The organism is Aeromicrobium jepli, from assembly GCF_047246605.1.
GTDB lineage: Bacteria > Actinomycetota > Actinomycetes > Propionibacteriales > Nocardioidaceae > Aeromicrobium.
This window is the reverse complement of sequence record NZ_JBFOKO010000006.1, coordinates 125,100-139,578: the sequence shown is the minus strand read 5'-3', so window position 1 is coordinate 139,578 and position 14,479 is coordinate 125,100. Positions and strand designations below refer to the sequence as shown.

The following is a 14,479-nucleotide window of genomic DNA, read 5'->3' as shown; positions in this document are numbered from 1 at the left end:
TCCGACAAAAGTGATACATCTGCCACTCGTCAGGAGTCATGGAAATGGCCAATCGCCTCGCCCAATCTCAGTCTCCCTACCTGCGACAACATGCTGGAAATCCAGTGGATTGGTGGGAGTGGGGACCGGAAGCACTGGCCGAGGCGAAGCGCCGTGATACACCAATTCTCCTGTCGGTCGGATACGCCGCCTGCCACTGGTGCCACGTCATGGCGCACGAGTCCTTCGAGGACGAGGGCGTCGCCGCGTACATGAACGAGCACTTCGTCAACATCAAGGTCGACCGCGAGGAGCGGCCCGACATCGACGCGATCTACATGCGGGCCACGCAGGCCATGACCGGGCAGGGCGGCTGGCCCATGACGTGCGTGCTCACGCCCGCCGGGGAGCCGTTCTTCGCCGGCACGTACTTCCCGCCCGAGCCGACGTCCGGCCATCCGGCGTTCTCGCAGATCCTGCAGGCGCTCGCGGACGCGTGGCAGAACCGCCGCGACGAGGTCGACGAGTCCGCCGCCGGGGTCCGGCAGTTCCTGACGACGGCTGACGAGGTCGGGGGCGACCCGCTCACGGTGAGCGACCTCGACGGGGCTGCGGGGACCCTGCTGGAGCAGTTCGACGCCGAGGCCGGCGGCTTCGGCGCCGCGCCGAAGTTCCCGCCGTCGATGGTGCTCGAGTTCCTGCTGCGGCAGCACGACCGGACGGGCGACCCCCGGGGCTGGGAGGCGGTCTGCCGCACGTTCGAGGCGATGGCCCGCGGCGGCATGTACGACCAGCTCGGCGGCGGCTTCGCCCGCTACAGCGTCGACCGCTTCTGGCGCGTGCCCCACTTCGAGAAGATGCTCTACGACAACGCGATGCTGCTGCGCGCCTACCTGCACTGGCTGCGGGCGCTGCGCGCACAGGGCGACGACACGGGACCCCAGGCGGCACTCGCCGAGCGCATCTGCCACGAGACGGCCGACTTCATACTCGCCGAGCTGCGCACGGACGAGGGCGGCTTCGCCTCCGCGCTCGACGCCGACAGCGACGGTCACGAGGGCACGTACTACGTGTGGAACCCGCACCAGCTCATGAAGGCGCTCGGCACGCAGGACGCCGTGTGGGCCGTGAAGCTGCTGTCGGTCACCGGACCCGGCACGTTCGAGCGCGGCTTCTCCACGCTGCAGCTGCTGGAGGACCCGGACGACGCCGAGCGCTGGCAGCGTGTCCGCGCCCGGCTGCTCGAGGTCCGGGCCGAGCGCACGCGACCCGCTCGTGACGACAAGGTGGTGGCGGCCTGGAACGGGTACGCCGTCACCGCGCTCGCCGAGACGGGGCTGCTGCTCGACCGCCCCGAGCTCGTCGACGCCGCCGTCGCCGCAGCCGAGCTGCTGTGGGACCTGCACGTCGAGCCCGGGTTCGTCCGCACCTCGCTCGCCGGCGTCCGCTCCGAGCACGCGGCCGTCCTGGAGGACCACGGCGCCGTCCTCGAGGCGTTCGTCACGGTGCTCGGCGCCACGGGCGACGAGCGCTGGCTCGACCGCGCGCACCGCATCGCCATCCGGGTCCTCGAGCACTTCCGCGCCGAGGACGGCGGCTGGTACGACACCGCCGACGACACCGAGGCCCTGCTGGTGCGGCCTCGTGACGTCTCGGACAACGCGCACCCCTCCGGGTCGTCCTCGGTGGCGCACGGGCTGCTCGCGCTGGCGGCCGTCACCGGCGACCACGGCATGCGCGAGGCCGCGCACGCGTCCGTCGAGTCGGCCGCCCTCGTTGCCACGGGCGCCCCGCGATTCGCCGGCTGGACGCTGGCGGCGGCCGAGGCGCTGCACGCGGGCCCGGCCGAGGTCGCCGTGGTCGGCGAGGTCGGGGGAGAGATGCACCGCGCGGCCCTCGCGCTCACCACACCGGGCGCCGTCGTGGTGGCGGGGCAGCCCGGCTCGCAGGTGCCCCTGCTGGCCGACCGCGAGGCGATCGACGGACGGCCCACGGCCTACGTGTGCCGCGACTTCGTGTGCGCCCTGCCGGTCACCGACCCGGCCGCGCTGGCGGGCGTCAGCCCGACTGGCCGTACACCAAGAGGCTGACGCCGATGTAGTGCACGATGAAGGCCGCGATGGTCAGCGCGTGGAAGACCTCGTGGTAGCCGAACCAGCGCGGGTTCGGGTCGGGCCACTTGAAGCCGTAGACGACGGCGCCGAGCGTGTACAGCGCGCCGCCGATGACCAGCATCGAGAAGACCGCCGTGGACGCCTGCGCCATGAAGTCGGGCAGGTAGATCAGCGCGGCCCAGCCGAGCGCCAGGTACAGCGGCACGTAGACCCAGCGCGGCGCCGACAGCCAGAAGACCTTGAACAGCACGCCCAGCAGGGCGCCGCCCCACACGAGGGTCAGCAGCACGGCGGTCTGCCGCGGCTCCAGCAGCAGCAGCGAGAACGGCGTGTACGAGCCGGCGATCATCACGAAGATGTTGGAGTGGTCGAGGCGGCGCAGGATCTGCGCGGCTCGTTCGCGCCACGGCACGGTGTGGTAGACCGCGCTGACGCCGAACAGCAGCAGGGCACTGAACATGAAGACCGCGATGCCGGCGCGCGCCTCGCGACTCTCGGCCAGCACCAGCATGACCAGGAACGAGATCAGCGCGAGCGGCGCGGTGGCGGCGTGCAGCCAGCCGCGCAGCTTCGGCTTGATCTCCTGGACGGTTCCGCGCAGGCGCCCACCGACCTCGTCGACAAGGGTCTCGGACTGGGAGGACGGCATGAGGCCAAGAATAGTCGTCGGGGCCGCACCCGCCCGTCGGCCGATCGCGTGATGGTCGTCCCACCGCCGCGGCCGCGGCGTACTCTGGCGCCATGCCGGTCACCGATCTCCTCTACGGCGCGTACGAACGCCGCCTCGCCAGGGGGCTCGACCCCGAGCGACTCCCGCGCCACGTCGGCGCGATCGTGGACGGCAACCGGCGCTGGGCCCGCGGCGCGGGGACCGGCGTCGACCACGGCTACCAGGCCGGCGCGGACAAGATCAGCGAGTTCCTGGGCTGGTGCGACGAGCTCGGCGTCGAGATCGTCACGCTGTGGCTGCTGTCGACGGACAACCTGCGCCGCTCCGCCGACGAGCTCGCCGCGCTGCTGCTCGTCATCGAGCGCCTCGTCGAGGACCTCGCCACCACGGGATACCGGCTGCGCCTCATCGGCAACCTCGACATGCTGCCCGCCGAGTCGGCCGCCCGGCTCAAGCGCGCCGCCGACCTGACCGCCTCGATCGAGACGGGCCTGGCCGTCAACGTGTGCGTCGGCTACGGCGGTCGCCAGGAGCTCACCGACGCGATGCGCTCGCTGCTGCTGGAGGAGGCCGGCAAGGGCCGGTCGCTGGAGGACGTCGCCTCGACGCTCGAGGTGGACCACATCGCCGAGCACCTCTACACGAAGGGGCAGCCGGACCCCGACCTCGTCATCCGGACGTCCGGCGAGCAGCGGCTCAGTGGGTTCCTGCTGTGGCAGAGCGTGCACTCGGAGTTCTACTTCTGCGACGCGCTGTGGCCCGCGCTGCGCCGCGTCGACTTCCTGCGGGCGATGCGCTCCTACGCCGCCCGCGAGCGCCGCTTCGGCGGCTGACGAGCCCGGTCCGCGACACGCCGGAATCCGTTCAGCGTGGCGTCCCCGGACGGACACGACGCGGTCGTACCTTCGGGGTGTGCCCATGCTCCACCAGGAGCCTTTCGGTCACCGGAAGGCCCAGGCCCACACCCACTAGTGAGGGCTGGGCGCTGGGCGCGCGCGTGGCTCTCGAGGAGATCACCGTGGCTGCATCCAAGAGCGCGACTCCGTCCCGGCCCGACCACCGCACCTACGTGCTCGACACGAGCGTCCTGCTGGCCGATCCGGCCTCCATGGCCCGCTTCGGCGAGCACGAGGTCGTGATCCCGGTCGTGGTCATCACCGAGCTGGAGGCCAAGCGCCACCATCCCGAGCTCGGGTACTTCGCCCGCAACGCGCTGCGGTTCCTCGACGACCTGCGGGTCACGCACGGCACCCTCGACGTCCCGGTCCTGGTCGGCGACGAGGGCGGCAGCCTGCGGGTCGAGCTCAACCACACGGACTCCTCGTCGCTGCCGTCCGGCTTCCGGCTGGGCGACAACGACACGCGGATCCTGTCCGTCGCGAAGAACCTCGCCGACGAGGGCCACGACGTCGTGCTGGTCTCCAAGGACCTGCCGATGCGCGTCAAGGCGTCGGCGGTGGGCCTGACGGCCGAGGAGTACCGCGCCGAGTGGGCGCTGGAGACCGGCTGGACCGGGATGGACGAGGTCGAGGTCGACTCCGCCGACCTCGACGACCTGTACGAGCACGGCCAGGTGGACCTCGAGGCCGCACGCGGGCTGCCGTGCCACACGGGACTCGTGCTGCTGTCGGACAAGGGCAGCGCACTCGGTCGCGTCACGGCCGACAAGCACGTGCAGCTCGTGCGCGGCGACCGTGAGGCGTTCGGCATCCACGGCCGCTCCGCCGAGCAGCGCGTCGCGCTGGACCTGCTGCTCGATCCCGAGGTCGGCATCGTCTCGCTCGGTGGCCGCGCCGGCACGGGCAAGTCGGCGCTCGCGATCTGTGCGGGCCTCGAGGCCGTCATGGAGCGCCGCCAGCACAAGAAGGTCATCGTGTTCCGCCCGCTCTACGCGGTGGGTGGGCAGGAGCTGGGCTACCTGCCCGGCAGCTCCGAGGAGAAGATGGGCCCGTGGGGCCAGGCCGTGTTCGACACGCTCGGCGCGGTCGCCTCGCCGCACGTGGTCGAGGAGATCGTCGACCGCCAGATGCTCGAGGTGCTGCCGCTCACGCACATCCGCGGTCGCTCCCTGCACGACGCGTTCGTCATCGTCGACGAGGCCCAGTCGCTCGAGCGCAACGTCCTGCTGACGGTGCTGTCGCGCATCGGGGCGAACTCCAAGGTCGTCCTGACGCACGACGTCGCGCAGCGCGACAACCTGCGGGTCGGCCGCTACGACGGCATCGTCGCCGTGGTGGAGAAGCTGAAGGGGCACCCGCTGTTCGCCCACGTCACGCTGACCCGCTCGGAGCGCTCGCCCGTGGCCGCGCTCGTCACCGAGATGCTGGAGGACGTCACGCCCTGAGACGGCGTGCAGCGGTGGCCGGGTGACCGTCCGGGGAAGGGACGGACGCCCGGCCACCCTCATCGGGCGACGGGTCGCTCGATCGCGTGCGTCGCGGTGTTGTCCAGGGGGTCGTCGTCGGCTGACGAAGTGGACAGGGCGATGTCCAGGACCATGCGCCGCTCGGGCAGCACGTCGACCGACAGCGACGAGCGGCCGTCCGTCCCGAGCGACCACCACACGGTCAAGGTGCTCGCGGGGCTCAGGGACCCACACGTCCGCAGGCAGTACCCGGAGGCGCCGCTCGTCCGCAGGCGCAGGCTGTCGCCGGCCAGGGCGTCGTCGAGCGTCACGACGATCCGCCGCCACGCGGCACCGCGTGGCGACTCGGTGTCCTCCACGAGGCTGATCCGGGGGTTGCGGACCTCCTCCGTCCCGATGGTCGGCTCGGGGCTGGGCTCGGGCGAGGGCTCCGGGCTGGGTGCGGGCTCGAGCTCCGGCGCAGGCGGGATCATCTCGACGGGCTCGCGCGGCGGGACGACGGCGGGGACGTCGACCGTGTCTGGCTCCGGACGGGGATCGGGTGCCGGGGGCGTGGGAGTCTCGAGCGTCACCGGAGGCGAGGTCACGACGGGCGCCGGTGCCGGCGTGGGTCGTCGGGTCGCGCGGGCCGTGGGGCGCGGGACACTCGGCGCCTCGGGCGACGCCGTGGCGGCCGGAGGATCGGCCAGCACGTGATCCGCCGTGCGGGTGGCGCCGGGACCGAGCAGCACGGCGGCGCTGGCGACCACCGCGACGCCAGCAGCCGCGACCGCGAGCGACGGCACCGACGCGACGGCACCGAGGCCTCCGAGGCCGCCCGGCGCGGCCGACCCGCCGGCGGGGGCCGCCAGCGTGGCTCCCGCCGCGCCGACGGTGGGGACGAGCGCCGCTCCGCCGGCCGTCACGGCGACCGGGAGCAGGAGCACGCCGAGGTTCGCCCGCGCCTCGCGCAGGTCCTCCAGGCAAGTCCGGCACGCGGCGCAGCGATCGACGTGCGCCTCGACCCGGCCCGCCTCCGCCGCCGACGTGCGCCCGTTCACGTGCGAGGGGAGGAGCGCGCGGATCGCGGCGCAGGCGGGGTCGCGCGCCGCGGTGACGTGCTCACGCAGGTACGCGTCCTGCAGCGCCCGCCGCGCCCGGTAGGCGAGCGCCGCGACCGCGTTCGGCCGCATGCCGAGTCGCTCGCCGGCCTCGGCGTGGGAGAGCTGCTCCACCTCGCACAGCCACAGCACCTGGCGCCAGCGTGGCTTCAGGCTCGCGAACGCGGCCTGCAGGGTCGTGCCCTTGAGCCGCGCCTCGGTTCCGTCGTCCTCGACGAGCGTGCCGACGAGGTCGCCTGGATCGACGGGCACCTGGCGAGCGTTGCGTCGCACCCGGTCGATGTGGGTGCGGCGCACGGCGGTGTAGACGTAGCCCGGGAAGTTCGCGGTGGGACCACCGCCACGGTGCAGGGCGGACAGGGTGCGGGCGAAGGCCTCGGCGACGACGTCGTCCACGTCGCTCGCGGGCGCGAGCTGGGCCGCTGCCCGGCGGGCCATCGGCTCGTGCCGCTCGTAGAGCTCCGCGAAGGCGGCCTGGTCGCCCTCGCGGGCGCGGCCGAGCAGCGTGCCGTCGTCCGCCGGGCCGTACTGCGGGTGCGCACGCCGGAAGATCCTCACACCTCAAGGACGTCGCAGCGGCGGCTTCATGACGGTCGGGGCCCAACTTTCGCACAGGGAGGATAGAAGCCGAGATTCTTCCGGAGCGCGCGTCATCGACCGCGTCGGTCGTGCGTCGTCATGGGTGGAGGCGCTCCTCGTCGTTGGGGTGACGAGGAGCCGCCGGGCCGTGCCCCCGTGGGGGACGAGGGGCACGGCCCGTCCACGAACGCGAAATCGTGATTCACGCCACAGTTACCGACCGGTACCGTGACCGGGTGAAGCGATGGATGCCGTGGGCCTGGGCCGCGATCGTCGGGCTGCTGTACTCCCTGGTCACCCTGCTGTCGTGGCGCAGGCTGACGGTCAACTCGTGGGACAACGGGATCTTCGAGCAGGCCGTCAAGGCGTACTCGCGGCTCGAGGCGCCGATCGTGCCGATCAAGGGGCCGGGCTACAACATCTTGGGCGACCACTGGTCACCCATCGACGCGCTCATCGCGCCGGCCTACTGGCTGTTCCCGTACGGGCAGACGCTGCTGGTCTTCCAGGCACTGCTCATCGCGGTGTCCGTCGTGCCGATCACGCGGCTGGCGGTCGAGCGGCTGGGGAACCGCCTGGGCTGGACCATCGCGCTCATGTACGGCCTCGCCTTCGGCTTCGGCAGTGCCGTCGTCGTGGACTTCCACGAGTACGCGTGGGGCGTGCCGATCCTGGCGATGGCGGGCGTCGCGTTCGTCGAGCAGCGGTACTCCGCGGTCGTGTGGTGGTCCCTGCCGCTGCTGCTCGTGAAGGAGGACATGGGCGTCACGGTGGCGGCCGTCGGCGTCGCCCTGTGGCTCGCCGGCCAGCGGCGCCGCGGGCTGCTGCTGGCCGGCGGCGGCATGGTCGCCCTCGTGCTGGTGGTGTGGGTGCTCATCCCCGCGTTCAACACCGGCGGCGGGTACGACTACACGGGCAACCTCGGCGGCGACGCCGGCGTGTGGGAGACCCTCACGACCGAGGCCGATCGCAAGCTCATCACGCTGCTGCTGACCTTCGGCATCACGGGCTTCGCGGCGCTGTGGTCGCCGTGGGCGGTCGTGGCGGCGCCGACGCTCCTGTGGCGCTTCCTCGGCGACGTCGATTACTACTGGGGCACCGAGTGGCACTACTCGATGGTGCTGATGCCGATCGTCTTCGTGGCGATGATCGACGCGCTCGAGCGGCGGCCCAGGCTGGAGTTCCCCGCGATCGTGCTGGGCGCGGCGGTGACGGGCTACATGCTGGCGGGCGGTCCGGTGGTCAAGCTGCTCGAGCCGGAGACCTGGCAGGAGTCGCCGCGGCGTCCCGCGCTGCAGGCGGCCATCGATGCCGTGCCCGAGGACGCGGTCGTCGAGACGGACATCGGCGTGCTGAAGTACATCACCGGCAGCCACGACGACGTGTACTGGATCGGGACGATCGGCGACGTCGTGCCGGACTACCTGATCTTCGACCGCGGTGTCACGCCGCAGGACCCCGTCGAGCACGGTGCCGAGCACGGCGCGCGCTACGAGGTGGTCTTCGACCGCGACGGCTACGTCGTGGCGAGGAAGGTGGGCTGAGCCGGAACGACGAACGCCGCCGACTCCCGAGGGGGAGTGGGCGGCGTTCGCGCGACCGGGCCTTACGGGTGGGTCATGCTCATGACGTCGAGAGCCTGGTCGAGGTCGGCCTCGCTGATGTCGCCGCGCTCGACGTAGCCCTCCTCGATCACGACCTGGCGGATCGTCTTGCGCTCCTTGACCGACTTCTTCGCGATCGCGGCGGCGTTCTCGTAGCCGATGTGGCGGTTGAGCGGCGTGACGACCGACGGGCTGGACTCGGCCAGCTCGCGGCAGCGGTCGACGTCGGCGGTGATGCCGTCGATGCAGCGGTCGGCCAAGGTCGTCGAGGCGTTGGCCAGCAGGCGCATCGACTCGAGGATGTTGCGGCCGATCACCGGCAGCATGACGTTGAGCTCGAACGAGCCCGAGGCGCCCGCGAAGGCGATCGCCGCGTCGTTGCCGATGACCTGGGCGCACACCATCAGCGTGGCCTCGGGCAGGACCGGGTTCACCTTGCCGGGCATGATGCTCGAGCCGGGCTGCAGGTCGGGCAGGTGGATCTCGCCCAGGCCGGTGCGCGGGCCCGAGCCCATCCAGCGCAGGTCGTTGTTGATCTTGACCAGGCTCACCGCGATCGTGCGCAGCTGGCCGGACATCTCGACCAGGCCGTCGCGGGCGCCCTGCGCCTCGAAGTGGTCGCGCGCCTCGGTCAGCGGCAGGCCCGTGCGCTCGGCGAGGATCTCGATGACGCGCTGCGGGAAGCCCTTCGGGGTGTTGATGCCGGTGCCGACGGCCGTGCCGCCCAGCGGCACCTCGGCGGTGCGGGGGAGTGAGGCCTCGACGCGCTCGATGCCGCGGCGGATCTGCGCGGCGTAGCCGGCGAACTCCTGGCCGAGCGTGACGGGCGTGGCGTCCATGAGGTGCGTGCGGCCGGACTTGACGACCTCCGCGAACTCGGTGGCCTTGGCCTCGAGGCTCTTCGCGAGGTGGTCCAGCGCGGGGATCAGGACCGTCAGCGCCGACTCGGTGGCGGCGACGTGGATCGAGGTCGGGAAGACGTCGTTGCTGGACTGCGACGCGTTGACGTGGTCGTTCGGGTGGACCTCGATGCCCGAGTTCTTCGTGGCGAGGGTCCCGATGACCTCGTTCGTGTTCATGTTGCTCGACGTGCCCGAGCCGGTCTGGAAGACGTCGATCGGGAAGTGGGCGTCGTGCGCGCCGGAGGCGACCTCGTCGGCGGCGGCGACGATCGCGTCGGCCATCGCCTGGTCGAGGATGCCGAGCTCGGCGTTCGCCGTCGCGCAGGCGGCCTTGATCTGCGCGAGGGCGCGGATCTGGGCGGACTCGATGGGCGTGCCGGAGATCGGGAAGTTCTCGACGGCGCGCTGCGTCTGGGCTCGCCACAGGGCGTCGGCGGGGACCTTGACCTCGCCCATGGTGTCGTGCTCGATGCGCCACTGGTTGTTGTCGTCAGTCATGGTCCGAACCCTAGTCGGCACTGGGAACACAGGGGAGGCGAGGTCGGGGCAGTGAGACCGATCAGCCGCGCGGGGGCGTGGCGGGCGCGTGCAGCGCCGTGAAGGTGGCCGACCAGGGACGACCGACGACCTCGGTGCCGGGCGGCAGCATCGCCTTGAACTCGCGCAGCGAGAGCAGTCGCGTGAACTCCGGGCGCGCCTCGCGCCAGCGCGGCGACCAGTGCCTCAGGACGGTGGCGGTGTGCGACTCGACGGGGAACCAGCGGTTGGGCGTCGTCATGACCCAGCTGCGGCCCACGCGCAGGTGCTCGTCGACGAAGCGTCGCTGGTCCTGCTCGTCGCCGACGTGCTCGATCACCGCGTTCGCCAGGAGGACGTCCGCCGCCTGGTCCTTGAACGGCATGCGGCGGGCGTCGGCCAGCACGAACGGCCACTCCGGCGTCGCCATGAGCACGTCGCACGCGGCCAGGACCGTGGTGCGCTCGGCGACGGCGCGCTCGACGATGCCCTCGTTCTCGTTGGTGCCCGGGCTGCAGCCGACGAAGATCGACGTGCGCAGGCCGTGGCGCTCGAGGAAGGCGGCGATGAGGCGCGCCTTGCGCCGGCGGCTGCGGATGCTGAAGGCCAGGACCGCGCGGCGGGCGAGCCGCTTGAGACTCATACGCCGATGATGCCGCACGGGGAGCCGGGCGCGGGCGGGTTTCGCCCGACGTCTCAGCGGGCCCGGCGCGCGGTGGCGACGATCGCGTCGACGAACGTCGGGTGGAGCTGCTCGGGCAGGTCGTGGCCCAGCCCGGCGATCTCGATCAGCTCGGCCCCGGGGATCACCTTCGCCGTGGCGCGACCGCCCGACCGGTGGACCATGAGGTCGTTCGAGCCGTGGACGACCGTGACCGGGACCCTGACGGCGCCGAGTCGCTCCGTCCGGTCGCGCTGGGTCAGCACGGCCATCATGTGCCGGGACACGCCGCTGGCGATCCAGCCGCGGTCGTACGTCTCCAGGGCGCGCGCGTACGCGACGTCGTCGTCGGTGGGGAAGGCCGGCGAGGCCGTCAGCCGGCCGTTGCGGACGGAGCGCTCGGCGAACTCGGGGCGTGTGCGGCCGGCGGGAGCGAGCATCATCGGGATGACGCGCGGGTCGATGCGGCCCACCCGGCGCCCGCCCGTCGTGGACATGATCGAGGTGAGCGAGCGGACCCGCGCCGGGTGCTCGATCGCCATCGTCTGGGCGATCATGCCACCCATCGAGACACCCACGACGTGCGCGGCGTCGAGGCCGAGATGGCCGAGCAGGCCCACCGCGTCGTCGGCGAGGTCCTCGAGGCCGTACGGCGCGGACCCGCGGCCGAGGAACGCCCGCACGATGTCCGACCGCGAGACGCGATGGTGGCGCAGCTTCGTGGACCGGCCGGTGTCGCGGTTGTCGTAGCGGATCACGAAGAACCCGCGCTGGGCCAGCAGCGTGCACAGCGCGCTCGACCACCAGGTCATCGGGCCGCCCAGACCCATCACGAGCAGGACGGCCTCGTCGGACGGGTCACCGAACGTCTGGTGGCACAGGTCGATGCCGCTGGGCAGGTGCGCGAACTGCTCGTCGGAGACCTCGACGGCCGCGCCCGGCACCTGCTCGGTCATCGGCTCAGTGCTCGTAGTCGATGGCGGAGTAGGCGCGCAGCTTCTCGAGGCGGTGCTCGCTGCGGATCGTGCGGATCGTGCCCGAGCGCGAGCGCATGACGATCGACTCGGTGGTGGCGCTGCCCGCGCCGTAGCGGACGCCGCGCAGCAGGTTGCCGGTCGTGATGCCCGTGGCGACGAAGAAGCAGTCGTCGGCGGTGACGAGGTCGTCGGTGGTCAGGACGCGGTCGAGGTCGTGCCCGGCGTCGATCGCGCGCTGGCGCTCCTCGTCGTCCTTCGGCGTGAGGCGGCCCTGGATGACGCCGCCGAGGCACTTCATGGCGACCGCGGCGATGATGCCCTCGGGCGTGCCGCCGATGCCGAGCAGCAGGTCGACGCCCGACCCGGGGCGGGCCGCGGTGATGCCGCCGGCGATGTCGCCGTCGGTGATGAGCTTGATGCGCGCGCCCGTCTGGCGGATCTCCTGCACGAGCGCGTCGTGGCGGGGGCGGTCGAGCACGCAGACCGTGACGTCCTCGACGTCGAGGCCCTTGGCCTTGGCGACGATCGAGATGTTCTCGGCGGCGGGCAGCCGGATGTCGACCTTGTCGGCGGCCTCGGGGCCGGCGATGAGCTTCTCCATGTAGAACACGGCCGAGGGGTCGTACATCGAGCCGCGCGGCGCGACGGCCATGACCGAGATGGCGTTGGGCAGGCTCTTGGCCGTCAGCGTGGTGCCGTCGATCGGGTCGACGGCGACGTCGCACTCCGGGCCGGTGCCGTCGCCGACGCGCTCGCCGTTGTAGAGCATGGGGGCGTCGTCCTTCTCGCCCTCGCCGATGACCACGACGCCGTCCATCGCGACCGTGTTGATCATCGAGCGCATCGCGTTGACCGCGACGCCGTCGGCGCCGTTCTTGTCGCCCCGGCCGACCCAGCGGCCGGCGGCCATGGCTCCGGCCTCGGTGACCCGCACCAGGTCGAGGGCGAGGTTGCGGTCGGGGGCTGCCTCGGCGGGCTTCAGTCGGTCCACGCGGTCATCGTAGCGGCAACGAAGGCTAGGCTGGTCGCGGCGACCAGCCGGTCACCGAGTCACGAACAGGAGCACGATGGGCGGGTACTCGCGCGGCAATCCGGCGATGGGCGACGTGCTGCGCTCGGTGCTGGTCCTGGGTGCCGTCGTGCTGGGCCTGTGGCTCTTCGGGCAGCTCCTGACGCAGACCCCGGACAAGCCGACGTCGGACGCCGACTGGCGGACCGCCGCGAGCGGTGTCGAGGGCCGGGCCGGCTTCGCCCCGCTCGTCCCCGACGAGCTGCCCGAGGGCTGGCGCGCCACGCGGGCGGAGCTCATCGACACCCGCTGGCAGCTGAACCTCGTGACGCAGGACGACGAGTTCGTCGGCCTGTCGCAGGTGCCGGGCGACGCCAAGTCGCTGCGCACGCTCATCGCCGACCGCGCACCCGACGGCAAGCCCGACGGCACGGTGCCCATCGGCGGCGACGAGTGGCAGCTGCTGACGGCGGGGGACGAGACGACGTTCGCCCGCGTCGTGGGGCGCCAGGCCGTGGTGGTCACCGGGACGGCCCCGCGTGCGGTCATGCAGGACTACATCGCCTCGCTGGAGCCCTACTCGTCCTGAGGCTCGACCCGGGCGCGTGCGCCGTCGAGCCACCTCTGGCACGCCTCGGCCAGCGCCTCGCCGCGCTCCCACAGCGCGAGCGACTCCTCCAGCGTGGTGCCGCCCGTCTCGAGGCGCTGCACGATCGCGACGAGCTCGTCGCGGGCCTGCTCGTAGGACAGGTCGGCCGGATCGGGCGCGGTGGACTCACTCATGCGGATGCTCCTGCAGGTCGGTGACGCGGACGGTGGCCTGCCCGTCGGTCAGGTGGAGGACGAGGTCGTCGCCGGCGGCGAGGCCGTCGATCGACGTGACCGCGCGCCCGTCGCGGTCGAGGGCCACGGCGTAGCCGCGGTGCATCGTGGCGAGCGGGGACAGGGCCCGGACGCGTGCCAGGTGGTGGCCGATCTCGTCGTGGGCACGGTCGAGCCGGGCGCGGATCGCCATGCGGGACCGCTCGCGCTGGGTGGTCACGAGGTCCTGCTGCGCGTCGACGAACGCGGCGGGCGAGGCGAGCACGGGCCGGCTGCGCAGGGCGGCCAGGCCGGCCCGCTCCCGCTCGATGTGGCCCAGCACCGCCTGCCGGGCCCGCTCGCGGGCCGCGCGCAGCCCGGCGAGCTCGTCCCCGACGTGCGGGACGACGCGCTTGGCGGCGTCGGTGGGAGTGGAGGCGCGCAGGTCCGCGACGAGGTCGAGCAGCGGCACGTCGGGCTCGTGGCCGATGGCGCTGACGACGGGCGTGCGGGCGGCGTGGACGGCGCGGATGAGCGCCTCGTCCGAGAACGGGAGCAGGTCCTGCAGCGAGCCGCCGCCACGGGCCACGACGATGACGTCCACGTGCTCGTGGGCGTCGAGCTCGCGCACGGCGGCGATGACGGCCGTGGCCGACTGCGAGCCCTGCATGAGCGCGTGCCGCACCTCGATGCGGGCCTCCGGCCAGCGGTCGCGGACGTTCTGGACGACGTCGCGCTCGGCGGCGGAGTCCTTGGCCGTGACGAGGCCGATCGCGATCGGCAGCAGCGGCAGCGGGCGCTTCCAGCGGGCCTCGAACAGGCCCTCGGCGGCGAGCAGCTGCTTGCGCCGCTCGAGCTGGGCGAGCAGCTGGCCCTCGCCCGTGGGACGGATCTCGAGCAGGCGCAGCGACAGCCGGCCGTTCGGTGCGTAGAACTCGGGCCGGGCGTGGACCACGACACGGGTGCCGTCGGTGACGGGGGCGGCGCCGGACTCGATGACGAGACGTGGGGCGATGGCGTGCAGGCTGAGGTTGGCCGACAGGTCGCGCAGCGTCAGGTAGTAGGTGTTGCCGCTCAGCCGCGGCTGGACCACCTCGGCCTCGACCCACACGGCCCCGAGCTTGCCGATCCAGCCCTGGAGGGCCAGCGAGATGGTGCGCAGCGGGGCGGGGGACTCCGCGCTCGTCTCGAGGGCCATGCGC

General features: G+C 72.4%; 13 protein-coding genes. 5 read left to right on the top strand and 8 right to left on the bottom strand.

Annotated elements, in window-relative coordinates; translation table 11 throughout:
* Window positions 1-38 precede the first annotated feature (38 nt).
* A complete protein-coding gene (locus tag AB3M81_RS12960; RefSeq protein ID WP_412904328.1) occupies window positions 39-2,069 on the top strand; it encodes a thioredoxin domain-containing protein in 2,031 nt (676 codons plus the stop codon).
* Here the strand turns inward: AB3M81_RS12960 and trhA are convergent.
* The gene (gene trhA / locus AB3M81_RS12955) at window positions 2,038-2,742 is read right to left on the bottom strand and encodes a PAQR family membrane homeostasis protein TrhA (RefSeq protein ID WP_412904327.1); all 705 of its coding nucleotides are present in this window, start codon (window positions 2,740-2,742) and stop codon (window positions 2,038-2,040) included. The genes AB3M81_RS12960 and trhA overlap by 32 nt on opposite strands.
* A 92-nt stretch (window positions 2,743-2,834) precedes the next feature.
* Here trhA and AB3M81_RS12950 point away from each other — a divergent pair, with 92 nt between their 5' ends.
* Window positions 2,835-3,596 (top strand): isoprenyl transferase, encoded by a 762-nt coding sequence (locus AB3M81_RS12950; RefSeq protein ID WP_412904326.1) that lies wholly within the window; start codon window positions 2,835-2,837, stop codon window positions 3,594-3,596.
* A gap of 185 nt (window positions 3,597-3,781) precedes the next feature.
* On the top strand, window positions 3,782-5,107 hold the full coding sequence (gene phoH2, locus AB3M81_RS12945) for an RNA 5'-3' helicase PhoH2 (RefSeq protein WP_412904325.1): 1,326 nt from the start codon (window positions 3,782-3,784) through the stop codon (window positions 5,105-5,107).
* 59 nt (window positions 5,108-5,166) lie between these two features.
* Here phoH2 and AB3M81_RS12940 read toward each other — a convergent pair whose 3' ends face one another.
* Window positions 5,167-6,786 carry a sigma-70 family RNA polymerase sigma factor gene (locus AB3M81_RS12940; RefSeq protein ID WP_412904324.1) on the bottom strand — a complete coding sequence of 540 codons (1,620 nt, stop codon included), beginning with the start codon at window positions 6,784-6,786 and terminating at the stop codon, window positions 5,167-5,169.
* Between the two features lie 257 nt (window positions 6,787-7,043).
* Here AB3M81_RS12940 and AB3M81_RS12935 point away from each other — a divergent pair, with 257 nt between their 5' ends.
* Window positions 7,044-8,351, top strand: a complete 1,308-nt coding sequence (locus AB3M81_RS12935) for a DUF2079 domain-containing protein (protein ID WP_412904323.1) — start codon at window positions 7,044-7,046, stop codon at window positions 8,349-8,351.
* Between the two features lie 62 nt (window positions 8,352-8,413).
* Here the strand turns inward: AB3M81_RS12935 and AB3M81_RS12930 are convergent, their stop codons facing one another.
* The 4 genes from AB3M81_RS12930 to glpX all read right to left on the bottom strand — a co-directional run bounded on the left by AB3M81_RS12930 (window position 8,414) and on the right by glpX (window position 12,458).
* On the bottom strand, window positions 8,414-9,811 hold the full coding sequence (locus AB3M81_RS12930) for a class II fumarate hydratase (RefSeq protein WP_412904322.1): 1,398 nt from the start codon (window positions 9,809-9,811) through the stop codon (window positions 8,414-8,416).
* 61 nt (window positions 9,812-9,872) lie between these two features.
* A complete protein-coding gene (locus tag AB3M81_RS12925) occupies window positions 9,873-10,472 on the bottom strand; it encodes a methyltransferase domain-containing protein (protein WP_412904321.1) in 600 nt (199 codons plus the stop codon).
* A 53-nt stretch (window positions 10,473-10,525) separates the two neighbouring features.
* Window positions 10,526-11,446 carry an alpha/beta fold hydrolase gene (locus AB3M81_RS12920; protein ID WP_412904320.1) on the bottom strand — a complete coding sequence of 307 codons (921 nt, stop codon included), beginning with the start codon at window positions 11,444-11,446 and terminating at the stop codon, window positions 10,526-10,528.
* A 4-nt stretch (window positions 11,447-11,450) separates the two neighbouring features.
* Entirely contained in the window at window positions 11,451-12,458 is a 1,008-nt protein-coding gene (gene glpX, locus AB3M81_RS12915; protein WP_412904319.1) for a class II fructose-bisphosphatase, read from the bottom strand.
* A gap of 76 nt (window positions 12,459-12,534) precedes the next feature.
* On the opposite strand from glpX, the gene AB3M81_RS12910 reads away from it, so the two are divergent.
* On the top strand, window positions 12,535-13,065 hold the full coding sequence (locus AB3M81_RS12910) for a DUF4245 domain-containing protein (RefSeq protein ID WP_412904318.1): 531 nt from the start codon (window positions 12,535-12,537) through the stop codon (window positions 13,063-13,065).
* On the opposite strand, the gene AB3M81_RS12905 is transcribed toward AB3M81_RS12910, so the two are convergent.
* Window positions 13,053-13,259, bottom strand: coding sequence for an exodeoxyribonuclease VII small subunit (locus AB3M81_RS12905; RefSeq protein WP_412904317.1), 207 nt, complete (start codon window positions 13,257-13,259; stop codon window positions 13,053-13,055). The two genes, AB3M81_RS12910 and AB3M81_RS12905, sit on opposite strands and share 13 nt — an antisense overlap.
* A complete protein-coding gene (gene xseA / locus AB3M81_RS12900; RefSeq protein ID WP_412904316.1) occupies window positions 13,252-14,475 on the bottom strand; it encodes an exodeoxyribonuclease VII large subunit in 1,224 nt (407 codons plus the stop codon). The genes AB3M81_RS12905 and xseA overlap by 8 nt, the downstream gene beginning before the upstream one ends.
* Window positions 14,476-14,479: the final 4 nt, after the last annotated feature.

Excerpts from the sequence above, each read along its gene's own strand:
- AB3M81_RS12960 (WP_412904328.1), top strand. The coding sequence starts at position 39 with ATGGAAATGGCCAATCGCCTCGCCCAATCTCAGTCTCCCTACCTGCGA.
- AB3M81_RS12910 (WP_412904318.1), top strand. The coding sequence starts at position 12,535 with ATGGGCGGGTACTCGCGCGGCAATCCGGCGATGGGCGACGTGCTGCGC.
- trhA (WP_412904327.1), bottom strand. The coding sequence starts at position 2,742 with ATGCCGTCCTCCCAGTCCGAGACCCTTGTCGACGAGGTCGGTGGGCGC.
- AB3M81_RS12905 (WP_412904317.1), bottom strand. The coding sequence starts at position 13,259 with ATGAGTGAGTCCACCGCGCCCGATCCGGCCGACCTGTCCTACGAGCAG.
- xseA (WP_412904316.1), bottom strand. The coding sequence starts at position 14,475 with ATGGCCCTCGAGACGAGCGCGGAGTCCCCCGCCCCGCTGCGCACCATC.
- AB3M81_RS12925 (WP_412904321.1), bottom strand. The coding sequence starts at position 10,472 with ATGAGTCTCAAGCGGCTCGCCCGCCGCGCGGTCCTGGCCTTCAGCATC.
- AB3M81_RS12950 (WP_412904326.1), top strand. The coding sequence starts at position 2,835 with ATGCCGGTCACCGATCTCCTCTACGGCGCGTACGAACGCCGCCTCGCC.
- AB3M81_RS12920 (WP_412904320.1), bottom strand. The coding sequence starts at position 11,446 with ATGACCGAGCAGGTGCCGGGCGCGGCCGTCGAGGTCTCCGACGAGCAG.
- AB3M81_RS12930 (WP_412904322.1), bottom strand. The coding sequence starts at position 9,811 with ATGACTGACGACAACAACCAGTGGCGCATCGAGCACGACACCATGGGC.